Source organism: Streptomyces spongiae, assembly GCF_009377185.1.
In the GTDB taxonomy this organism is placed as follows: domain Bacteria; phylum Actinomycetota; class Actinomycetes; order Streptomycetales; family Streptomycetaceae; genus Streptomyces; species Streptomyces spongiae.
The window spans coordinates 1-20,795 of record NZ_VJZC01000045.1; the positions used below are offsets into that span (position 1 = coordinate 1).

General features: G+C 69.7%; 19 protein-coding genes. 10 read left to right on the top strand and 9 right to left on the bottom strand.

The features are described from left to right. The 3 genes from FNH08_RS09810 to FNH08_RS09820 all read left to right on the top strand — a co-directional run. A partial coding sequence (locus FNH08_RS09810; RefSeq protein ID WP_194238435.1) for a TIM barrel protein occupies positions 1-204 on the top strand: 204 nt, incomplete at its 5' end. A 71-nt stretch (positions 205-275) separates the two neighbouring features. Further along, entirely contained in the window at positions 276-1,472 is a 1,197-nt protein-coding gene (locus tag FNH08_RS09815) for a Gfo/Idh/MocA family protein (RefSeq protein ID WP_152771033.1), read from the top strand. A gap of 25 nt (positions 1,473-1,497) precedes the next feature. Continuing rightward, a complete protein-coding gene (locus tag FNH08_RS09820) occupies positions 1,498-2,496 on the top strand; it encodes a sugar phosphate isomerase/epimerase family protein (protein ID WP_152771035.1) in 999 nt (332 codons plus the stop codon). Between the two features lie 68 nt (positions 2,497-2,564). Here the strand turns inward: FNH08_RS09820 and FNH08_RS09825 are convergent, their stop codons facing one another. From FNH08_RS09825 to FNH08_RS09850, 6 genes are all read right to left on the bottom strand, one after another. Next, positions 2,565-3,929, bottom strand: a complete 1,365-nt coding sequence (locus FNH08_RS09825; protein ID WP_322724126.1) for a cation:dicarboxylate symporter family transporter — start codon at positions 3,927-3,929, stop codon at positions 2,565-2,567. Between the two features lie 148 nt (positions 3,930-4,077). Further along, a complete protein-coding gene (locus FNH08_RS09830; RefSeq protein ID WP_152771075.1) occupies positions 4,078-5,256 on the bottom strand; it encodes a sugar ABC transporter permease in 1,179 nt (392 codons plus the stop codon). 98 nt (positions 5,257-5,354) lie between these two features. Next, positions 5,355-6,128 (bottom strand): ATP-binding cassette domain-containing protein, encoded by a 774-nt coding sequence (locus tag FNH08_RS09835; RefSeq protein ID WP_322724128.1) that lies wholly within the window; start codon positions 6,126-6,128, stop codon positions 5,355-5,357. Positions 6,129-6,185: 57 nt separating this feature from the next. Further along, positions 6,186-7,280 carry a substrate-binding domain-containing protein gene (locus FNH08_RS09840; protein WP_152771037.1) on the bottom strand — a complete coding sequence of 365 codons (1,095 nt, stop codon included), beginning with the start codon at positions 7,278-7,280 and terminating at the stop codon, positions 6,186-6,188. A 194-nt stretch (positions 7,281-7,474) separates the two neighbouring features. Further along, positions 7,475-8,155, bottom strand: a complete 681-nt coding sequence (locus tag FNH08_RS09845; RefSeq protein WP_322724130.1) for a response regulator transcription factor — start codon at positions 8,153-8,155, stop codon at positions 7,475-7,477. Continuing rightward, complete coding sequence (locus FNH08_RS09850; protein WP_152771078.1) at positions 8,152-9,483, bottom strand: sensor histidine kinase; 1,332 nt, start codon at positions 9,481-9,483, stop codon at positions 8,152-8,154. Before FNH08_RS09850 ends, FNH08_RS09845 begins: the two co-directional genes overlap by 4 nt. Before the next feature lie 228 nt (positions 9,484-9,711). On the opposite strand from FNH08_RS09850, the gene FNH08_RS09855 reads away from it, so the two are divergent. Further along, the gene (locus FNH08_RS09855; protein ID WP_152771039.1) at positions 9,712-10,962 is read left to right on the top strand and encodes an alpha/beta hydrolase family protein; all 1,251 of its coding nucleotides are present in this window, start codon (positions 9,712-9,714) and stop codon (positions 10,960-10,962) included. A 54-nt stretch (positions 10,963-11,016) separates the two neighbouring features. Here FNH08_RS09855 and FNH08_RS09860 read toward each other — a convergent pair whose 3' ends face one another. Then, complete coding sequence (locus FNH08_RS09860) at positions 11,017-11,568, bottom strand: hypothetical protein (protein WP_152771040.1); 552 nt, start codon at positions 11,566-11,568, stop codon at positions 11,017-11,019. After that, positions 11,565-11,813, bottom strand: a complete 249-nt coding sequence (locus tag FNH08_RS09865) for a helix-turn-helix transcriptional regulator (protein WP_152771042.1) — start codon at positions 11,811-11,813, stop codon at positions 11,565-11,567. The genes FNH08_RS09860 and FNH08_RS09865 overlap by 4 nt, the downstream gene beginning before the upstream one ends. A gap of 125 nt (positions 11,814-11,938) precedes the next feature. Between FNH08_RS09865 and FNH08_RS09870 the strand changes: the two genes are divergently transcribed. From FNH08_RS09870 to FNH08_RS09895, 6 genes are all read left to right on the top strand, one after another. Continuing rightward, entirely contained in the window at positions 11,939-12,157 is a 219-nt protein-coding gene (locus FNH08_RS09870) for a hypothetical protein (protein WP_152771044.1), read from the top strand. Between the two features lie 229 nt (positions 12,158-12,386). Further along, positions 12,387-15,254, top strand: coding sequence for a type 1 periplasmic-binding domain-containing protein (locus tag FNH08_RS09875; protein ID WP_152771046.1), 2,868 nt, complete (start codon positions 12,387-12,389; stop codon positions 15,252-15,254). Between the two features lie 65 nt (positions 15,255-15,319). Continuing rightward, complete coding sequence (locus tag FNH08_RS09880; protein WP_152771048.1) at positions 15,320-16,444, top strand: ABC transporter substrate-binding protein; 1,125 nt, start codon at positions 15,320-15,322, stop codon at positions 16,442-16,444. Between the two features lie 42 nt (positions 16,445-16,486). Beyond that, a complete protein-coding gene (locus tag FNH08_RS09885) occupies positions 16,487-17,269 on the top strand; it encodes an ABC transporter ATP-binding protein (protein ID WP_152771049.1) in 783 nt (260 codons plus the stop codon). Further along, positions 17,266-18,060: an ABC transporter permease gene (locus FNH08_RS09890; protein WP_152771051.1), complete on the top strand. Its 795-nt coding sequence runs from the start codon at positions 17,266-17,268 to the stop codon at positions 18,058-18,060. Before FNH08_RS09885 ends, FNH08_RS09890 begins: the two co-directional genes overlap by 4 nt. Before the next feature lie 32 nt (positions 18,061-18,092). Continuing rightward, positions 18,093-19,562, top strand: a complete 1,470-nt coding sequence (locus FNH08_RS09895; protein ID WP_322724134.1) for a dihydroorotase — start codon at positions 18,093-18,095, stop codon at positions 19,560-19,562. Positions 19,563-19,594: 32 nt separating this feature from the next. On the opposite strand, the gene FNH08_RS09900 is transcribed toward FNH08_RS09895, so the two are convergent. Continuing rightward, positions 19,595-20,773, bottom strand: coding sequence for a GDSL-type esterase/lipase family protein (locus tag FNH08_RS09900; protein ID WP_152771054.1), 1,179 nt, complete (start codon positions 20,771-20,773; stop codon positions 19,595-19,597). Positions 20,774-20,795: the final 22 nt, after the last annotated feature.

Genomic DNA, 20,795 nt, shown 5'->3' on the forward strand with positions numbered 1-20,795 from the left:
CCGCCCGGCACCCCCGCCCGTATCCACCAGCACCTCGACATCGGCCAGGGCGAGGTCGACTTCGACGAACTCTTCCGCGAGCTCCGCGCGAACGACTTCGACGGCACCCTGACCGCCTGCGTCTTCGCCTGGGAGGAACGAGCCAAGGAATCCTCCGCGTTCATGCGGAAGAAGATCGACGAATACCTGGCCGCGCGCCCCTGACGGCACCCCGGGGGCCCGCCACCCCTCTCATCTCGCGTCTCTCATCTCTCATCACTTCGAAAGGCACCGCCATGACCACGTCCGCCAAACCCCTCTCCGTCGCGGTGATCGGAGCGGGCATGGCCGGCCGCAGCCATGCCGCCGGATACCGCAACGTCAACACGGTCTTCGGCACCGGCCTGCCGCCGGTCCGCCTCGCCGCGATCGCCGACGCCAACGTCGCGCTCGGGGAGGACGCCGCGCGCCGCTACGGGTTCGAGAAGGCGCTGCCGAGCTGGGAGGCCGTCGTCGAGGACCCCACGATCGACGCCGTCAGCATCGTCGTCGGCAACGCCTTGCACCGGCCCATCGCTCAGGCGCTGGTCGCGGCGGGCAAGCATGTGCTGTGTGAGAAGCCGCTGGCCGGATCGCTCGAGGACGCCCGTGCCATGGCCGAGTTGGAGAGCACCGCCGAGGTCGTGACCGCCGTCGGCTACACCTTCCGCCGTTCCCCCGGCATCGCCGCGATCCGCGACCACGTCCAGCGGGGCGAGCTGGGTGACCTCTCGCTGTTCAGCGGCCGGTACTGGTGCGACTACGCGACCGACCCGAACGGGCCGCTGACCTGGCGGTTCAAGGGCGGCCCGGGCTCCGGTGCCCTCGGGGACGTCGGCTCGCACGTCATCGACGCCGCCGAGTACGTCGCCGGGCCCATCGTCTCCGTCTCCGGTGCCTCGCTGTCGACGCAGATCCCCAAGCGGCCCCTGCCGCTCGGCGCGGTCGTCGGGCACAACGCCGCTCCGGTCTCCGACGAGTTCGGCGAGGTCGAGAACGAGGACACCGCGTCCTTCACCGCTCGCTTCGAGTCCGGGCTCGTGGGCACCTTCTCGGTGACCCGCACCGGCTTCGGCCTGCCCAACGGGCTCGCCTTCGACATCCTGGGCCTGGGCGGCCGGGCCGCGTTCGACCAGCACCGGCCCGCCGAGTACCTCTTCGACGACGCCCAGCCCGACGCCCGTACGCGTGGCGCCCGTCAGATCATCGCCGGCCCGAACCTGCCGTACTTCGCGGGCGGGGTCCCGATGGAGGCGCCGGGTGTGGGCGCCAGCAACGGCGACAACTTCACCTACCAGGCCCGTGCCTTCCTCGACCAGGTCGCGGGCGTCGCCGAGCCGATTCCGGCCTGCGCCACCTTCGCCGACGCGCTGCGGACCATGGAGATCATCCAGGCCGTCGTCGCCTCCTCCCGGGCCGACGGCGCCGCCGTCACCGTTCCGCCCGCCGCCTGACCACCCGTACAGAAGGAACCGACACATGGCTCTCAAGCTCGGCGCCTACACCGCCTGCCTGCACGACCGCACGCTGACCGAAGCGCTCGACATCCTCAAGGAGAACGGTCTGACCTCCGTGGAGGTCAACACCGGTGGCTTCATCCCCTCTCCGCACTGCCCGGTCGACCTGCTGCTGTCCTCGGCCACGGCGCGCGCGGAGTACCTGGCGACCTTCGCCGACCGCGGGATGGAGCTGACCGGCCTCAACTGCAACGGCAACCCGCTCAACCCGCTCCCGGGAGTCGGCCCGAAGCACGCCGACGACCTGCGCCGCACCATCCGCCTCGCCGGCCTGCTCGGTGTGAAGCACGTCGTCACCATGTCCGGCACACCGGGTTCCGACCCGGACGCCAAGTACCCCTCCTGGGTCGTGAACCCGTGGGACGGCGTCTACATGGACGTCCTGGACTACCAGTGGGGCGTGGCCGTCGAGTTCTGGAAGGAGATCGACGCCCTGGCCCGGGAGAACGACGTCCGGGTCGCCATCGAGATGCACCCGCACAACGTCGTGTTCTCGCCGGTGACTTTGAAGCGGCTGGTCGACGAGGGGGGCCTGACGAACGTCGGTGCCGAGATGGACCCCTCCCACCTGATGTGGCAGGGCATGGACATCGTCGCCTCCATCAAGTGGCTGGGCCCGCTGGTGTTCCACGCGGCCGCCAAGGACGCGACGCTCTGCCCGGGCGCCGACATCCGCGGCGTACTGGACACGTCGTTCACCCGCGTACCGGCCGACGCGCCCGGCAAGGTGCCCACCGGCTACGGGTTCTGGTGCAACGCCTGGCCGGAGAACCCCGCGTGGAAGTTCGTCGCCGTCGGCCTCGGCAACGACGTCCCCTTCTGGACCGAGTTCCTGCGCGCCCTCGCGGAGATCGACCCGGACATGGCGGTGAACATCGAGCACGAGGACGCCGCCTACTCCCAGACCGAGGGACTCGCCCTGGCCGCCAAGAACCTGAACAGCGCCGCGGCCGCCCTGTAGTCGACCCGCGCCACACGGCTTCGCGCCACATGGCCCCGCGCCCGGCGACCGGGCGCGGGGCCATGGGTTTACGGTCGGGCTTCCTCCGTCCGGGTCTCCCCGGAATCCTGGGTACGCGGGTCGCCTTCCTCGGGTACGAAGGCGATGTCACCGCCGAGAACCTTCTTGGCGCGCACCATGTCCAGGGCACCCTCCCAGCGGGAGACCGCGAAGACCGCGACGCAGTTGCCGAGCAGGTTCGTGGCGACGCGCATCGAGTCCATGATGCGGTCCACGCCGAGCAGCAGGGCGACGGCTCCCGCCGGAATGACTCCGAGGGCGGCGGCGGTGGCGGACAGCGCGAGGAAGGCGGATCCGGGCACACCCGCCATGCCCTTGCTGGTCAGCATGAGCATCAGGACCACGCTGACCTGCTGGCCCAGGCTGAGGTCCACGCCGACCGCCTGGGCGATGAACAGCGTGGCGATGGAGAGGTAGATGGAGGCGCCGTCGAGGTTGAAGGAGTAGCCGGTGGGCAGCACGAGACCCACGGCGTCGTCGCGGCAGCCGGCCTGGCGCAGCTTCTGCATCATGCGCGGCATGACGCTCTCGCTGGAGGCCGTGCCCAGCGCGAGCAGCATCTCCTCACGCGTGTAGCGCACGAACTTCCACAGGCTCAGTCCGGTGACCGCCTTGAGGGCGACGGCGAGCAGGGCGAGGAACAGGAGCGCCACCCCGTAGCAGACGGCTATCAGCTTGCCGTAGGTCGACATCACGCCGAGCCCGTACTCGCCGACCAGGTGGGCGGTGGCGCCGAACACCGCGAGGGGCGCCAGCCGCATGATGTAGCCGACGACGGTGAAGACGATGTCCTGGACCTGTTCGACGGCGGGCAGGATCGCGGGCACCTTCGTGTGCCCCAGGTGCAGCAGCGCGGCGCCGACCAGGCAGGCGAGGACCAGCACCTGGAGCAGCGCGTTCTCGGCGAACGCGCCGACCGCGCTCTCGGGAAGCGAGTGGAGGACGAACTCGCTCGTCGAGGGCAGTTCGCCGCCGCCGGTCTTGGCGTTCACGGCGGCCGAGTCGAGCTTCGCGGGGTCCACGTTCATACCGACGCCCGGCTGGAACAGGTTTCCGGCGAAGAGCCCGATGAGCAGCGCGAAGGTTGTCGCGACCTCGAACCAGATCAGGGCTTTCAGGCCGATTCGCCCGAATGCCCTCAGGTTTCCGGCCTTGGCGATTCCGGTCACGACGACGCAGAACACCAGCGGTGCGATGAGCGCCTTGATGAGCCGTATGAAGCCGTCACCGAGCGGTTGAACGGCTGTGCCCACATCGGGCCACAGTCGTCCGACCGCGACTCCGAGGACGAGCGCGCAGGTGACCTGCACGAACAGCGACGTGCGCAGCAGACGTGCGACACGTCGGACAGGGGATGGTACGGATGGCGACACTGGCACCCCTCCTAGCGACTTCTACGATGCGGAAACTCACTTCCGAATCGCGTATGGCGTCACTATGGCCCAGGAGTCGGTCCGGCAGAAGACAAGAGGCACGCCGCGAGCAAATCTTGGATCTTCATCCAAACGAAGTCGTTCCGCTTCAGGCGCGGCCGTGTGCTTCCTGGGAGCGTCGGGCGAAGGAGTCGATGACCACCGCGGCGAACAGGACCCCACCAGTGATCATGAACTGGACGGCAACAGGGGTGTCCGTGATCGCCATGCCCGAGGCGACCGATTCGATGACCAGCATGCCGAGGACCGCGGACCATGTGGTGCCGCGCCCGCCGAACAGACTGGTGCCGCCGATGACGGCCGCCGCGATGGCGTTCAGCAACAGGACGCCCGAGCCCGAGGCCTGGCTCACCGAGGTGATCCGGGAGGCGAGGAACAGGCCGCCGATCGCCGCCATCGTGCCCGAGACGGCGAGGACCGCGGTCTGCACGCGGATCACCCCGAGGCTGGCGCGGCGGGCCGCCTCGACACCGCCGCCGAGTGCGTAGACCTGCCGTCCGTAGTGCGTGCGGCGGAGGACGATGTCCAGGCCGGCCACCACGACGAGGAAGATCAGGAAGGCCAGTGGCAGCCCCTGGAACCGGTTCAGCACGAACGCGGCGGCGAACGCGACCACCGCGAGCACTCCCGTGCGCATCCCGATCTCGACAAGCGAGCGGTGCGGCATGCCGATCGCCTTACGGCGTTGCCTGTCACGGTAGGACGCGAGGAAGACCAGACCCGCGCCGATCGCCGCCACACCGTAGGCGGCGCTGTCGTGGGTGAAGTAGTAGCTGGTCAGATCGGCCACGAGACCGTTCTCGTCGAGATTGATGGTGCCACTGGTGCCGAGGATGTAGAGCATGAGGCCGTTCCAGGTCAGCAGCCCCGCGAGGGTGACGACGAACGCGGGCACGCGCGTTCTCGCGAAGGAGAAGCCCTGGATGGCTCCCACGGCGGTGCCCGTGAGCACCGCGATGATGAGCGCGAGCCATTCCGGCACGCCGCTGTTCACGTTCAGCACGGCGAACACGGCGGCGGCGAGACCACTGACCGAGCCGACCGACAGGTCGAGCTGGCCGATGAGCAGCACGAAGACGATGCCGACCGCGATCAGTCCCGTACCGACGATGTCGACGCTGAGATTGGAGAGGTTCCGCGGCGAGAGGAAGTTCTCGTTGAGGGACTGGAAGACGATCCAGACCGCGACGAGGACCACGACGACCGGGAGCGAGCCCAGTTCGCCGAGGCCCAGCCTGACCCGGAAGGCGGTGGCCCGGCTCTCCAGGGCGTCGGTGACGCGCCGCCCGCGGTGCGGCGGGCGGGTCCCCTTGGTGGAAGTGTCGGGGTCGTCCCGGGATTCGTCCGCCGTTCTGCGTCTGTCGTTCACCACTCCTCCTCCCGGGATGCCATACGGCGGGGCACGTTCTCCGCGGCACCGGTGATGGAGGAAATGATCTGCTCCTGGGACACGGTGTTCACGTCGAAGAACCCGTTGTTGCGGCCGAGCCGCAGCACGGCGGCTCGGTCCGCGAGGGCCTTGACGTCACCCATGTTGTGGCTGATCAGCAGCACAGCCAGGCCCCGGTCGCGCAGCCGGTCGACGAGGTCCAGGACCTCGTTGGTCTGCCGGATACCCAGAGATGCGGTCGGTTCGTCCAGAAGGAGTACCCGCGGGTCGCCGAGGAGCGAGCGGGCGATGGCGACCGTCTGCCGCTGACCGCTGGACAGTGAGACGACCGGGGCCCGCAGATCGGGCACGCCCGTCGCCAGGTGCTCCAGCAGCTCCCGGGTGCGGCGCTCCATCTCCACCTCGTCCAGGAACCCGAACCTGCGGATCTCCCGGCCGAGGAACAGATTGCCGACGACATCGAGGTTCCCGCACAGCGCGAGGTCCTGGTAGACAGTGGCGATGCCGAGGTCCCGGGCGTCGTGGGGGCGCCTGATCTGCACGTTCCGGCCTTCCCACTCGATGACGCCCTTGTCTGCGGGGGCGACGCCCGAGATGACCTTCACCAGGGTGGACTTCCCGGCCCCGTTGTCGCCCAGAAGCGCGACGACCTGACCGGCACGCACCTCCAGTTCGATGTCCTCGAGCACCTGAAGGACGCCGTAACGCTTGCACACGCCACGCAGCGCCAGCAGGGGTGGAGCGGGCACGCGACCATCTCCTTCTTCCCGACTTCCCGACGCGAGCGCGGCCGATGGGAGACCGGCCTACCCGGTGAGTCCGGCCCTGTCGCAGGCCGCCATCAGTTGCGGGGTGCTGCAGATCTGCCGGACCGTGTACACGCCGTCCTTCAGCAGCGTGTCCTTGATGGTGCCGGCGGTCACCGACACCGGGGTGAGCAGGACGGCGGGCACCGTCTTGCCGGTGCTGGCGCGCACCCTGTCCTTTCCGACGGCGTCGAGACTCTCACCGCGGGCCGCGGCCACGGCCATGGCGGCGCCGGCGGATGCCTCGGGTGCGAAGGGCTTGTAGACCGTCATGTACTGGTCGCCGGCGACGATGCGTCGTACGGCGTCCAGTTCGGCGTCCTGTCCGGTGACCGGCGGCAGCGGGCTGACCTTGTTCGCCCTGAGCGCGGAGATGCTGCCGGCGGCGAGGCCGTCGTTGGCCGCGTAGACGCCGTCGATGTTGTCGGCGCCGAGGGCGGAGATCGCTGAGGTCATATTCATGTTCGCGACCTCGGCCCGCCAGCCGGACGTGTCGTACGCCTTGCCGATCTTGACCCTGTCGCTCAGCACGGACAGCGCGCCCTTCTTGAAGGCGATCGCGTTGGGGTCGTTGGGGTCGCCGTTCATCATGACGATCTGACCGCCGTCGGCCTTGTCGCCCATGGCCGTCAGGAGTGCCCGGCCCTGGAGCCTGCCGACCTCCTCGCCGTCGAACGTGACATAGCCCGAGATCGGGCCCTCGGCGAGGCGGTCGTAGGCGATCACCGGGATGTCCGCCCGCTCCGCCTTCTCGACCGCGGCGCCCAGCGATCTGGCGTCCACGGCCACGAGCACCATCGCGTCGACACCCCTGGTGATCATGGAGTCCACCTGTTGCTGCTGCGTGGCCACATCACCCTTGGCGTTGGCATGCTCGACCGTGCAGTCGTCGCACAGCTCCTTCATCTCCTTCTCGATGAGGGGCTTGTCCTGCGTCTCCCAGCGAGCCGTGGTGGCGTCCGGCAACAGCAGACCGATACGCGCGTCGCCGCCCCCGTCGCCGCCGCTGCCCCCGCCCTGTCCGCAGTCCGCGAGAGCGACGGCGGTCGACACCGCGACGACGGCGACGGCAGCGTCGCGAAGACGGGTCTTCATCTGAGAGACCTCCTCTGTCCCTTTCGGAGGACGGCAGGACGCCGCGGCGGCGGCAAGGAGGAGCCCCGACAGGAGGGGAGGGCAGACAGCACCGATCCACCGGACGTGGTGTGCCTGGGACGTACCGCCCGGGAGTGGCGAGACGGCCACGTGGCAAGTGTGGCACCCGCCGCGGTGACCTGCGAACGCACAGGTCACGTTGCCTGGTGGTCCCCCGTCGGGCTGACGAGTCCCGTCCGGTAGGCGACGATCACGGCCTGTACGCGGTCGCGGAGTCCGAGTTTGGCGAGGATGCGGGCGACGTGGGTCTTGACGGTGGCCTCGGCCAGATGGAGGTGGCCGGCGAGCTCGGCGTTGCTCAGGCCCTGGGCCAGCAGCTGCAGGACTTCCCGTTCCCGTGGGGTCAGTGCGGCCAGGTCACGGTGGATCGCGGTGGCGTGAGGTTCGTGACGGGTGAACCGTTCGACGAGACGGCGGGTGATGGCCGGTGCCAGCAGCGCGTCGCCGAAGCGGACCATGCGCACGGCGGCGACGAGGTGCTCGGGGGTGATGTCCTTGAGGAGGAAACCGGCGGCTCCGGCGGACAGGGCCGCGTAGACGTACCGGTCGAGGTCGAACGTGGTCAGGATGATCACGTGGGGTTCGTGGTCCGCTCCGGTCAGTATGCGCCGGGTGGCTTCCAGGCCGTCCAGTTCCGGCATCCGGATGTCCATGAGGATCACATCGGGCCGGGTACGCCGGACCGCTTCGATGGCTTCCGTGCCGTTGGTCGCCTCGGCGACCACGTCGATGCCGTCGGCGGTGAGGATCATCCGGAAGCCGGTGCGGACCAGTGCCTGGTCATCGGCGATCACCACGCGTGGCGATCCGGTCACGAGGCCTCCAGCGGGATGAGTGCGGTGACGCGGTAGCCACCGGCACGGTGCGGTCCGGTGTGCAGGGTTCCGCCGTAGACGGCGAGGCGCTCGCGCAGGCCGATCAGCCCGCGACCGGTTCCGTCCGCACCGGCGGCGGGGGACGTACGGGGCGCGGACGGCCCCGGTGTGCCGCCGGTGTCGGTGATGCCCACGCGGAGGTGGTCCGCGGCGTGGTCGACGGTGACGGCAGCGCTCGCACCCGGCGCGTGCTTGACCGTGTTGGTCAGTGCTTCCTGCACGACCCGGTAGGCGGCCAGTTCGATGCCGGGCGGAAGCGGACGCGTCGGCCCGGTCACGGTCAGCTCGACGGGCATCCCGGTGTTGCGCACGCCTGCGACCAGCGTCTCCAGCTGGTCCAGGCCCGGCTGGGGCGCCAGATCCACCATGCCCGCCAGGCCGGCCGAACCGGTGACCTGGGGCGGATCCGCCGGGTGGGTGCCGCCGGGGCCGACCGGGGTGTCCGTGGTGAGCAACCCCATGACGTGGCGCAGTTCCGTCATCGCCGCCCGGCCACCGGCCTCGACCGCGAGGAGCGCCTCACGGGCCTGGTCGGGACGGGCCTCCATGACCTTGCGGGCGGCACCGGCCTGGATGACCATCACACTCACGTTGTGCGTCACCACGTCGTGCAGCTCGCGGGCGATCCTGGCGCGTTCGTGTTCGACGGCGCGGCGCAGCGCCTCGGCCTGCTCTCCTTCCAGCGTGGACAGGCGTCTGCGGCCCTCGTCGGTCCTGAGCTTCCATGTGCGCAGGCCGTTGGCCGCCACGACGATCGGTACCAGGATCAGGTACGGGGCGTACTGGGCCGGGACCGTGGGCAACGGCGCGTCCGTGCTGACCAGGAGCACCGCGACGGCCAGGCTCGCCAGTGTCGGAAGGCGACGGGGACTGTAGGCCGCGGCACTGTACGCGGCGACGACACAGGCGTAGAAGGTGAGCCGCGGTGCGTCGTGCGGTGTCACCATGACCGCGGCCAGCACGATCCACAGCGCGGCGAGCGGGTACCGGCGCCGCAGCGCCAGGGGTGCCGCCGCGACGACCCCCACGATCACCGGACCGATCCACGCACCAGGGCTGGGTGCGGGCCGGTCTCCCCGGTCGACGACGGCGGTCATGTTGTCGAGGACGTAGTAGACGGCGCCGATGCCGATGGCCAGCGCCAGTAGCACGTCGAAGATCTGCCCGCGCCGGGTGAGCCGGGGAACCGGACCCGTCGGGCGGGTCAGCAGGGCTGCCCACTCCCTCAGTCGGTCCGGTATGACTCGCTTCCGCAGTCGGTCCGTCATAGGCACGGTCGTCACCGGCTCATTCTCACCGACGTCGCGGCCGGCGACATCCATCCTGATGATCACTGCGAGCACCCGGGATACACCGGTCGACTACATCGCAGGGATGACTCCGACGGACGTCCCCCCGACGCGGTACCGGAAACGGCCCCGACGGCCGACGCGCCCGGTCCGGCCCCGCTCCTAGCGTCCGGGGAGCCGGAGTTGACGACCGAAGGAGAAACGACCATGACCGCACCACCAACTCATCGGGTGCTTCGCCGAGGCATTGCCGCCGTCCTCGGGCTCCTCGTCGTGGCGGCGTGCGCGCCCGCCTCCACGACCGACGCATCCATCGCAGGCGCCTCCGCCGCGGCCGGTTCCGCAGCCCACGTTTCCGCCGACGCGTCGGCCGACGCGAGCACCACGCCGTACGTACCTGAACCCACCGGGCGGCACCCGGTCGGCCGAACGTTCCTCCATCTGACAGACACCTCCCGCCCCGACCCGTGGGTCCCCGGGCGGAACGAGAGGGAGCTCATGGTCTCCCTGTGGTATCCGGCGGAGCCGTCGGGCGGCCGACCGGCCCAGTACATGACGCCGAAGGAGTCCGAGCTCCTCCTCGAGGACGGCGGCATCACCGGCCTGCCACTCGACGTGTTGAGCACGACGCGCACCAACGCGGTCAGCGACGCGAGGCCCGCGGGACGTCGGCGCGGTCTGCCCCTGGTCGTGCTCTCACCCGGCTTCTCCAAGCCACGCGCCACGCTCACCACTCTGGCCGAGGACCTGGCGAGCCGCGGCTACGTAGTGGCCGGAGTCGATCACACGTACGAGAATGTCGCCACGACCTTCCCCGACGGGCGAGTCACCACCTGCGCGGCCTGCGAGGTCGATCATGACCTGGCGTTCTGGCAGAAGCTCGAGGCGGGCCGGGCTGCCGACGTGTCCTTCGTGCTCGATGAACTGACGGGACCGCACCCCAGGTGGAAGGGCGCCGGGCTGATCGACCCTCGCCGGATCGCGATGGCGGGTCACTCGGTGGGAGGCGCGAGCACCAGCACCGCCATGGTGGCCGACTCCCGGATACGGGCCGGGATCGACATCGACGGCACCGCCGAACTCCCGATCCCCGACAGCGGCCTGTCTCGACCGTTCCTGTTCCTTGGCAGGCAATCCGCCTACACCCCGGGAGGGGGAGGCCCGGCCGCCGCCTGGGAGCGCGACTGGAAGCACCTGACCGGCTGGAAGCGCTGGCTCGTGGTCGCCGGAGCGGAGCACGCCTCCTTCACCGACGTCGGGCTCCTCGCGGAACAGCTCGGCCTCGACATCGGCGCGACCCTGCCGGCCGCCCGCGCGGCCCAGATCACCCGCCGGTACACCGGGGCCTTCCTCGACCTGCACCTGCGGAACAAGCCGCAGCCCCTGCTGGACCAGCCGTCGCCGCACTACCCCGCGGTGGAGTTCTGCTCCGTGGAGACAATGAACTGCGGGACTTGAACCGCAAGACTTGAACCGCAAGACCTGAACCGCGGGACCTGAGCAGCGGCCGACTCACGAGACACTCGGCCGCGGCCAACCCGCGAGACCCTCGTCCTCGACCGGTTCGTCCTGAGCCATGAGCCCGGCCACCCACAACGGCATCAGCCAGTGGGGCACGAGGACGGCGACGAGCAGGGGCGCCGCGTACGCCGTGAGCGCGTCGCCCCCGGACGCGCCCGCGATCAGCAGGCCGGCCACGGCGGCGGCCAGCAGCAGGGTCATCACCCGGTGGGAAACGGCCAGGACCCGGCTGCGTTCGGCCGACTGCCGCTCGTCCAGGGCGCGTTCGCGCAGTTCCAGCAGGCCGCGGGTGGCGGCGTTGATCGCACCCGTGGCGACCGCCCAGGGCAGGAACAGCACCGCCACCGCGACGACGGCCCACATCGGCTCCGCCTTCGCGAGGTAGAAGTAGGTCATCAGCGACCCGATGGCAACGGTCAGCGCGACATGCGCGGCCACGGCCAGGCGTCGGCGCGCGGCGGTGGCGTACAGAGGCCGCCCCCTGGGGTCGTTCATCAGCCTCAGCATGCTCCGGTCGTAGCCGGTCATCCGCGTCGTCGTCATGGCTGTTTCCTCCCGTAGACCTCGTCGGTGAGCGGCCGGAACGGTTCCAGGGAGAACAGCGCCTCCACCGGCAGCCCGAAGTACTTCGCGATCTTCAGCGCCAGATCGAGGCTCGGGTTGTACTGCCCCCGCTCGATGTAGCCGATGGTCTGGTAGTGCGCCCCCACGGCCTCGGCCAGGCTCTGACGAGACACCTTCCGTTCGGCGCGCACCATCGCCAGCCTGTTGTGCACCTGCTCGCTCATGTATAAGAAATACTACATTCGAGAGGAGAACTGCAATCCACCCACGGCCGTCCAGCAGCCCTCCCCACTCGCTCGCCTGGGGCTGTGGAACTGCGGTGCGGCCGCTTCCAGTGCATGGTGGTGGCATGGACAGCCGTGCCCCTGTGGTGGTGCTGCCGCCCTCGCCGGACGGCGGGCGGCAGGTGACGATCCATGGCGAGGACGTGGGCATCGCCTACAGCCTGTTCGACGTGCTGGACCTCCTGCACGGCGCCGACCTGCCCACCGAGGACCGGGCCATCGACGACCCCGAACTGATCGAGTGGCGCGGCGGCGGACCGTACGACTGGAACGGCACCCCCTGACGCCCCAGTAGGTCCGGATCCGCCACTCGGCCCGTGCTCCGACGCCCTGGGTCCCGTTGCCGTTTCGCCGCCCGTGAGTTCGTTTAGTGCACGTAGGTACGAGGGAAACCACTTCTGTCCCACGGAAAGTCAAGTGAGCTTGTCGGTGGGCGCGGTGGAACGGGGGAGAACGAACGTGCGCAACGGGGATCGTGACAGACTGCAGACCTGCTCGGCGGATCATCCCGGAATGTCGACCGAGGGCGGGATCGAGGTCCAGCGGCAGCTGGAGACGCTCATCGGGGACTTCCGCACCAGTGAGCCGCCCATGCCGGTCGTGGTCCTGCACGCCGAGGAAGCAGCCGACGACACCCAGGTGGCCGGCCTCGTCGGCGAACTGCGCAACGGGCAGGACACACACGGAACGCGCTGTGCCGTCGCGCCCGCGGCACAGGAGGGCGCGACGGAGGTCCTGCGGGCGGCGCGTCTCGTGCGCGATCTCGGCGACCCGAAGCGATGGGGTGGCCGGCACTCGATCTACCGGCGGTACGCGTTCCCCCGCGTTCGGCTCGTGCACGCCATCGAGGACGCCGTGCGCGCACTGGGCACGGACTGGCCCGGTCCGCCCACCGGATCCGCGGCCGCGGAGGCCGGCCACGATCCGGCGCAGGACCTGCTCAACCAGTTGGCCAAACAGCGGTGGCGTCCCGACGGGTCCGCCCGTTGGCATTCAGGGCTGCCCATGTTCGACATGGCGCACATCCTCCCGGCCAGCCTGGTGACGGTCCTTGCCGCGCTCCTCGCCCGAAGCGACTGGTACATGGCTGTCGCGTCGGGCGTCGGCTTCCTGTTGCTGCTGGCGGTGCTGAACTACGTCCTGCCCGGGCGCGCTCCGATCTTCCTGTGGCTGCGCCGGGAGAGCCGCTGGTTCATGACCACGACCTTCCTCAGGGCAGCGGCCCAGGACCGTCCCACCGAGGTGTCGCTGTTGCGGCCGGTCCGCTCGTGGAAGGCGATCGCGGCGCGTGCGTACGACGTGGCGGAGGCGCTGAAGGCGGGCCACGAGTTCCAGCTCCAGCTCTACGTCCTGGCCCTGTTCGAGGACCTGCGGGACAACCACCGTCGCCGGAGCTGGGATCTGCGCGGCTTCAAACGCCTGCGCCCGCCCATGCTGTTCGTACCGCGGATCGGCACGGACAACGGCGGCATCGAACTGATCAAGGCCGTCAGCGACGTGCGCAGCCGCCGGAGCGAACTGGACCCACTGCTCCTCGTGGCGGCCGTCCCCGCTGCCGACGTACGGCTGCTGGAGCGCAGCGTCGTCCAGGGGGTACGCGCCAGTGGGACCGACCAGGGGTTCCAGGCCCGGTTGCGGGGCTGGTACGACGAGTGGGCGAGGAACCTGCGCGCGGAGCAGTCGCCGAGCCGCGAACGGGCCGTCCTGCCCTGGGTGTTGAAGATCCCACTGCCCCAGGACGAGCTGCGGCCGCTGCCGGACAGACAGCGGCACTGCGTGAAGGCCGCCACACGGCCCACCGTCGCCCGCGTGGTGTGGGCCCTGCACACGCTCGCCCTCGTGCTGGCCCTGACCGCCGCGACCGCCGCCTGGCGCACCGCGAGACTCTCCGACGAGTACTGCTCCTCGTCCGTCCTGACCGCCAACCGTGACACGGAGCGCAGACCCGCGCCGGACGGCGGGACCGAGTGCATAGGAATCGCGACGGACGACGTGCGCTTCGCCGACTGGCTGCCGGACGACGCCAAGGAGCCGGACGCCAAGGCGCTGTCCGACGGGCGAGCGGTGCCCTGGACGGTCGCCGAGCTGGAGGACGGCATCCGCACGGAGAACGCCGACGTCCTCGCCGACCACCGGGACAACTACGTCACCCTCGTGTACGCGGGCCCGCTCAGCGCCGACCCCGACGGTGGTTCCTCACCGGTGAAGGGCCTGGAGGAACTGGCGGGTGTATACCTGGCGCAGTCCGTCATCAACAACACCTTCACCGTGAAGCTGCGCGTCCTGATCGCCAACGGCGGTGTGGACCTGCACCACCAGTCCGACATGGCCGACGCCATAGCCGCCTACGCGGCGAAGGACCCGACGGTGGTGGGCGTCGTCGGCACCGGGCGCGACCTCAAGTCCAGTACGGCGACGACCCGCAAGCTCAGGAACGCCGGGCTGCCCGTCGTGTCCGGGACGAACTCCGCGACCTATCTGCCGCGCGAGTTCGCCAACTGGTTCAGTCTGGCCGCCACGGACGAATGGCAGTCCTCCCAACTCGGTCTGATCGCCAAGCAGTTGAGGACACCCGGTACCCCGCAGTACGCGCTGGTGCTGGCCCGCGACACCAAGAAGACCGACGACCGCTACACCACCGAACAGGCGCGCTACGGCGGTGCGATGCTCGACAAGTACGGTTTCACGCCGCTGCCCGAGCGCCACTACACCCTCAAGGGCGGAAAGCCCGAGTTCCGTCTGCACACCGAGGAGATCTGCCGCGGCGACCGCGTGCCGTCCGTGATCTACTTCGCGGGCCGTGTCGAGGACGTCGATCCCCTGATGACCCAGCTCGGTACGGAACCCGGCTGCGCGCGCAAGAAGATGTCCGTCATCACGGGCGACGACCTCTCCAAGGCCGACTTCTCGCAGGGCGAGGACGCGGTGGCCCCGAACGTGACGCTGTACCACGCCGCCCTCGCCGAACTGGAGGAAGCGGCCTCCGGGACGACGTTCTACGAGGATGCCCGCAAATACCTGCCGGGGCTCGACAAGCAGCGCGTCCGCTACGACACGCCCGCGTTCGCCAGCGGCCAGACGGCCCTGTCCCACGACGCGACGCGCGCGCTGTACTGGGCGGCCACACGCGGTGGCGACCCGCAGAGCCGGGCGGCGACCTGGGTGAACCTCAGAACCGTCAAGCTTCAGGGCATGGCCACGGGCACGATCGACTTCACCGACGCACCGCTCTACGGCGACAGAAAGGGCCACAGCATCGTCCTGAAGGAGGTCTGGCGCACCGACGACGGGATCTCGAAGTCGCGCGTCGTGTGCAGGAGGGTGGCCGGCGACGCACGTCCGCTGACCGAGAAGGAGTGCGTCGTCAAGCGCCACGGCTGAGCCGCACTCCGCGAGGAACAGCGCGTAGATGCCCCTGGTCCAACGGATCGAGAGAGGTGCCGGACATGAAGCACTCCCTGCGGGTCGGCGTCAGCGCCGCCATCCTTGCCACCCTCACCACGCTCTCCGCCTGCGGAGACGGGGATTCCTCGTCCTCGTCCTCCTCCAAAGGCGAGTTAGGCGCCCGGGCGACACTCGACGTGGCCATCGCCTCGGCCGTGGTCGCCCCCAAGGAGGAGGTCGCCACCTACGCGGTGGGGGACGCCGAAGGCTACTTCACCGAGGAGAAGCTCAAGGTCGACGTGATCAACACGGACGGCTCGGTCGCCGCGGTCCAGGCCGTCGCCTCGGGCAGCGCCGACATCACACCGGCCGACGCCGGAGCCATCCTCGCCGCGCGGGAGAAGGGCGTCCCGGTCAGGGCCATCGGTGGTCTGGTGCGGAACTGGCCGTGGCGCATGGCGGTCCGGCCGGACAGCGAGATCAAGACCCCGGCCGACCTCAAGGGCAAGAAGGTCGGTGTCATCAGCCTCGCCTCCGGATCGGCCATCTACGCCCGGGCGTACGCGGACGACGCCGGCCTCGACGCGGCCGAGGACATCGAGCTGCTGCCGGTAGGTGTGGGCGCGCAGGCTCTGTCCGCGCTGGAGGACGGCAAGGTCGACGTGCTCGCGCTGTTCACGCAGGCGTACACCACGATCGAGAACACCGGCGCGGAGTTCCGTTACCTGGACAACTCCGATGCCTTCGAGGGCATCCGCTCCCTGACGTTCGCGGTGACCGAGAGGACCCTCAAGGAGAAGAAGGACGTGTTGACGCGCTATCTGCGCGCTTCGTACAAGGCACTGCTCTTCTCCGCCGTCAACCCCGAGGCCGCCATGCGCGACGGCTACGAGGTCTTCCCGCGGCTCCTGACCGGCCAGAAGGCCGACGACCGTGTCGGCGACGACAGCAAGAGCCTCGACGCGTGGATCAGGACCGCGGTCCCCTCCTCCGGTGGGCCCGAGACCTTCGAGGACTGGGGCGCCATCAGCGACGCGGAGTGGAAGAAGACGGTCGCCTACACCAAGGCGTCCGGCCAGATCACCAAGGACGTCGATCTCGCGGAGCTGTGGGACGGCAGCCTGCTCCAGGGCGCGAACGACTTCGACAGCGCGGCTGTGATCCAGAAAGCGAAGACGGCCAAGTAGCGAGCGACCGGACGCCACCAGCAGGGAGGTCAGGAAGCCGTCATGGACGAAGACCGCTGGATCGAGGTCGACGGACTGCACAAGATCTACCGGCCGCGCAGGTCCCGGCCGACCCACGCGCTCTCGGACATCACCTTCACCGTCCGGCGCGGTGAGTTCGTCTCGGTCGTCGGCCCCTCGGGGTGCGGCAAGACCACGCTGCTCAAGATCCTCGCCGGGATCGTCCCCAGGAGCGAGGGCACGGTCCGGGTCGCGGACCGCGACGTGACAGGGCCGCTGCCCGAAGTGGGCATGGTCTTCCAGGCCGCCACGCTCCTGCCGTGGCGCACGATTCTGCAGAACGTGATGGTGCCCGTGGAGGTACGCAAGCTCGACACCCGTGTGTACCGGGAGCGGGCAAAGAGGTTGCTCGGGATGGTCGGCCTCGACGGCTTCGAGGGCACGTACCCCCATGAGCTGAGCGGTGGGATGCAGCAGCGTGCCGGTATCTGCCGGGCCCTGGTGCACGACCCGGCCGTGCTGCTGATGGACGAGCCCTTCGGAGCGCTCGACGCCATGACCCGCGAGTACATGAACGTCGAGCTGCTGCGGATCTGGCGGGAGAGCGGCCAGACCGTCGTGTTCGTCACCCACTCCATCCCCGAGGCGGTGTTCCTCTCCGACCGCGTGGTGGTTCTCAGCCCCCGTCCCGGCCGTATCGCCGAGATCGTCGACATCGGGCTGGACCGCCCGCGTGCGCTCGCCGCCATGGCCTCGGACCGGGCCGGGGTCCATGTGGCGCGGATCCGCGCGCACTTCAGCATCGCCGGCGTGATCGACTCATGAAGCGCCTCCGCGTCGACCTGAGGGAGCGCCCCGAACTGCTGCTCGTTCCCGCCGTCTTCGTGGTCGTCATGCTGGCCTGGGAGTTCGCTGTCCCCGCCTTCGGGGTCGACGACTACGTGCTGCCGCGCCCCTCCCAGATCCTCGACGCCCTGCGGACGCAGCTGGCCGACCCGTTGTTCTGGGGCCATCTGAAGGTCACGGTGCTGGAGTCGCTGTACGGCTTCCTCCTCGGCGTGGGGGCGGCGCTGGTGCTGGGCACCGCCATCTCGCAGGTGCGGCTGATCGAGCGCACCTTCATGCCGTACGTCGTCGCCTTCCAGACCGTGCCCAAGGTGGCGCTGGCGCCGCTGTTCGTCGTGTGGTTCGGCTTCGGGATGACGAGCAAGGTCGTCATGGCGGCGGTGATCTCGTTCTTCCCGATGCTGGTCAACGTGATCGAGGGGCTGCGTTCGGCCGACGCCGACCGAATCCAGATGCTCACGGTGTTCGGCGCCGGAAAGTTCCAGGTGTTCAGGATGGTGCGGCTGCCGAGCGCGCTGCCCTTCCTCTTCGCCGGTCTCGACATCGGGATCGTCTTCTCGATCCTCGGCGCGGTGGTCGGCGAGTTCATCGGCGCGAAGGAGGGCCTGGGATACCTCCTGCTGCAGACCAACTACAACTTCGACATCGCCGGGATGTTCGCCGTGCTGGTGGTGCTCTCCGTACTGGGCCTGATCGCCCACTTCGTCATCCGTTTCGCCCAGAAACGCCTCGTCTTCTGGGCCGAGGAGAACCGGGTGCTCGGCGCATGAGGAGTGCGGGACAACAACGTCAGGAGGACGGCGTGACCGAGTACGACCTGGTGGTGAAGGACGCCCGCGTCGTCACCCACGACCGTGACGACGCCCGGACCGCGGACATCGCGGTCAGCGACGGGCGGATCGCCGCCGTGGGACCCGGCCTCGCCGAGGGAGGCGCCCGTAGGGTGGTCGACGCCGGCGGCAGGCTGGCGTTCCCCGGCGTCGTCGACGCCCACCAGCACTGGGGGATCTACAACCCGCCGGCCGAGGACGCGGTCACCGAGAGCCGCGCGTGCGCGCAGGGCGGGGTGACGACCGCCCTGACCTACATGCGGACCGGCCGGTACTACCTCAACAAGGGCGGTATGTACGCCGACTTCTTCCCCGAGGTGCTCGAAGCCGCCTCGGGCCGCGCCCACATCGACTACGGCTTCCACCTCGCGCCGATATCGCGCGGCCACATCGCCGAGATCCCCGACCTGATCGAGCGGTTCGGTGTCACCTCGTTCAAGGTCTTCATGTTCTACGGAAGCCACGGCCTGCACGGCAGGTCCGCCGACCAGAACGCGTTCCTGATGATCCCCGAGGACGAGCGGTACGACTACGCGCACTTCGAGTTCGTCATGCGTGGGGTACAGGCCGCACGCGAGCGGTTCCCGGACCTCGCCGACGAGATCTCGCTCTCCCTGCACTGCGAGACCGCCGAGATCATGACCGCGTACACCAAGCTGGTCGAGGAGGCGGGCGAGCTGACCGGGCTCGCCGCCTACAGCGCCTCGCGGCCGCAGCACTCCGAGGGGCTCGCGGTCTCCATCGCCTCCTACCTGGCCCACGAGACCGGGTTACCGACCGTCAACCTGCTCCACCTGTCGTCCCGCAAGGCGGTCGACGCGGCCGTGCGGATGAGCCGGGCGTTCCCGCACATCGACTTCCGCCGCGAGGTCACCGTCGGGCATCTGCTCGCGGACATCACCACCGCCCACGGCGTCGGTGGCAAGGTCAATCCGCCGCTGCGGCCCCGCGACGACGTCGAGGCGCTGTGGGAGTACGTGCTCGACGGCACCGTCGACTGGGTCGTCAGCGACCACGCGTGCTGCCGCGAGGAGATGAAGTTCGGCGAGCCCGAGGACGACGTCTTCCTCGCCAGGGCCGGGTTCGGCGGCGCCGAGTACCTCCTCCCCGGTGTGATCACGGAGGGCACGAAGCGTGGCCTGTCCCTGGGCCGGATCGCCGCGCTGACCTCGTGGAACCCGGCCCGGCGCTACGGATTGCGCACCAAGGGCGCCCTCGCACCCGGCTTCGACGCCGACATCGCCCTGGTCGATCCGGGCCGCACCTGGACGGTACGGGCCGCGGAGTCGGAGTCGACGCAGGAGTACACCCCCTTCGAGGGCTTCGAGTTGACCGCCCAGGTCACGGACACCTTCCTGAGAGGCCACCACGTCCTGCGGGCCGGCAAGCTCGTCGGCGAGCCCGTCGGCGGCTATCTGCACCGCCCGACCCTCGGCACGTAGGCATGCTGTCCGGGGACGTCACTTCGGACGCTTCAGCCGCTGCGGTCCGAGAAGGCGCCGTGGGCGGCGAAGGCCAGCCGGGCGAAGCGTTCGCCTATGCGGCGGTGGGTGGCGGCGTCGGGGTGGAGCTGGTCCGGCAGCGGGAGTTCGGCCGAGTCGGCGTCCCCGTAGAGGTCGCGGCCGTCGAGGTAGTGCAGGTTCGGGTCCTCGGCGGCCCGCTGCTCCACGATGCGGGCCAGCTCGTCCCGGATGACGTTGAGGGTCAGCTTCCCGACGGCGCGTTCCGCCGGATCACCCATGGCGACGAACCGCAGTCGGCCCGCGCTGAGGCCGGTGAAGTCCGGGGCGCAGGGGCCCGGAGTGTCCTCGTGGATGGGGCACAGGATGGGCGACACCACCAACAGAGGTGTGGTGGGGTGGCCTTCGCGGATGGTGTCGAGGAAGCCGTGAACGGCGGGGGTGAAGGCACGCAGGCGCATCAGGTCGGCGTTGACCAGGTTGATGCCGATCTTGACGCTGATCAGGTCGGCGGGGGTGTCGCGCATGGTGCGGGCGGTGAACGGGTCGAGCAGGGCGCTGCCTGCCAGGCCCAGGTTGACCAGTTCCACGCCCCCCAGGGAGGCGGCGAGTGCGGGCCAGATGGTGGTGGGGCCGGCCGCGTCGGAGCCGTGGCTGATGGAGCTGCCGTGGTGCAGCCACACCCGGCGACCCGGGTCCCGTGCGGGCTCGACGGGGGCGTCGGTGCGCAGGGCGCCGAGTTGGGTGGTCTCGTTGTGGGGAAGCCAGATCTCGACGTCCTTGAGGGCGTCGGACAGGCCCGTGAAGCGGACGGTGCCGGGCGGGCCGGGCTGTGTCTCGGCGGTCCCGTTGGCCATGTCGATGGTCATGATGTTGCCGCCCGTCACGCTGCCCTGGCCGGCCAGGTGACCGTCGACGAGCAGCTCGTACACGCCGTCGGGGCGGGGTGGTGCCCCCACGTAGACACGTTTGGTGCGCAGCGTGTCCAGTTCGACGGCGGTGGCCCGGGTGCGGAACACCAGCCGTACGCCCGACGGCTGGGCCTCGGCCATGGCCAGTTGCCCGTCGGCGCACTGGGCGCGGGCCCAGGCGGGCAGCCGGTGCGGTAACACGCCGTGCTCGGTGCGCTCCACGTCGAGGGCGCCGCGCAGGAGGTCCGCGGTGACGGGCGTGGTGGTCCAGTCGGTGTGCATGGTGTGTGGTGCCTCAACCCTC

What these genes read in the sequence shown, in the direction of transcription:
- FNH08_RS09865 (WP_152771042.1), bottom strand. Translation starts at nt 11,813, where the DNA reads ATGAGCGAGCAGGTGCACAACAGGCTGGCGATGGTGCGCGCCGAACGG.
- FNH08_RS09875 (WP_152771046.1), top strand. Translation starts at nt 12,387, where the DNA reads ATGTCGACCGAGGGCGGGATCGAGGTCCAGCGGCAGCTGGAGACGCTC.
- FNH08_RS09850 (WP_152771078.1), bottom strand. Translation starts at nt 9,483, where the DNA reads ATGACGGACCGACTGCGGAAGCGAGTCATACCGGACCGACTGAGGGAG.
- FNH08_RS09890 (WP_152771051.1), top strand. Translation starts at nt 17,266, where the DNA reads ATGAAGCGCCTCCGCGTCGACCTGAGGGAGCGCCCCGAACTGCTGCTC.
- FNH08_RS09860 (WP_152771040.1), bottom strand. Translation starts at nt 11,568, where the DNA reads ATGACGACGACGCGGATGACCGGCTACGACCGGAGCATGCTGAGGCTG.
- FNH08_RS09815 (WP_152771033.1), top strand. Translation starts at nt 276, where the DNA reads ATGACCACGTCCGCCAAACCCCTCTCCGTCGCGGTGATCGGAGCGGGC.
- FNH08_RS09900 (WP_152771054.1), bottom strand. Translation starts at nt 20,773, where the DNA reads ATGCACACCGACTGGACCACCACGCCCGTCACCGCGGACCTCCTGCGC.
- FNH08_RS09885 (WP_152771049.1), top strand. Translation starts at nt 16,487, where the DNA reads ATGGACGAAGACCGCTGGATCGAGGTCGACGGACTGCACAAGATCTAC.
- FNH08_RS09840 (WP_152771037.1), bottom strand. Translation starts at nt 7,280, where the DNA reads ATGAAGACCCGTCTTCGCGACGCTGCCGTCGCCGTCGTCGCGGTGTCG.
- FNH08_RS09870 (WP_152771044.1), top strand. Translation starts at nt 11,939, where the DNA reads ATGGACAGCCGTGCCCCTGTGGTGGTGCTGCCGCCCTCGCCGGACGGC.
- FNH08_RS09880 (WP_152771048.1), top strand. Translation starts at nt 15,320, where the DNA reads ATGAAGCACTCCCTGCGGGTCGGCGTCAGCGCCGCCATCCTTGCCACC.
- FNH08_RS09820 (WP_152771035.1), top strand. Translation starts at nt 1,498, where the DNA reads ATGGCTCTCAAGCTCGGCGCCTACACCGCCTGCCTGCACGACCGCACG.
- FNH08_RS09855 (WP_152771039.1), top strand. Translation starts at nt 9,712, where the DNA reads ATGACCGCACCACCAACTCATCGGGTGCTTCGCCGAGGCATTGCCGCC.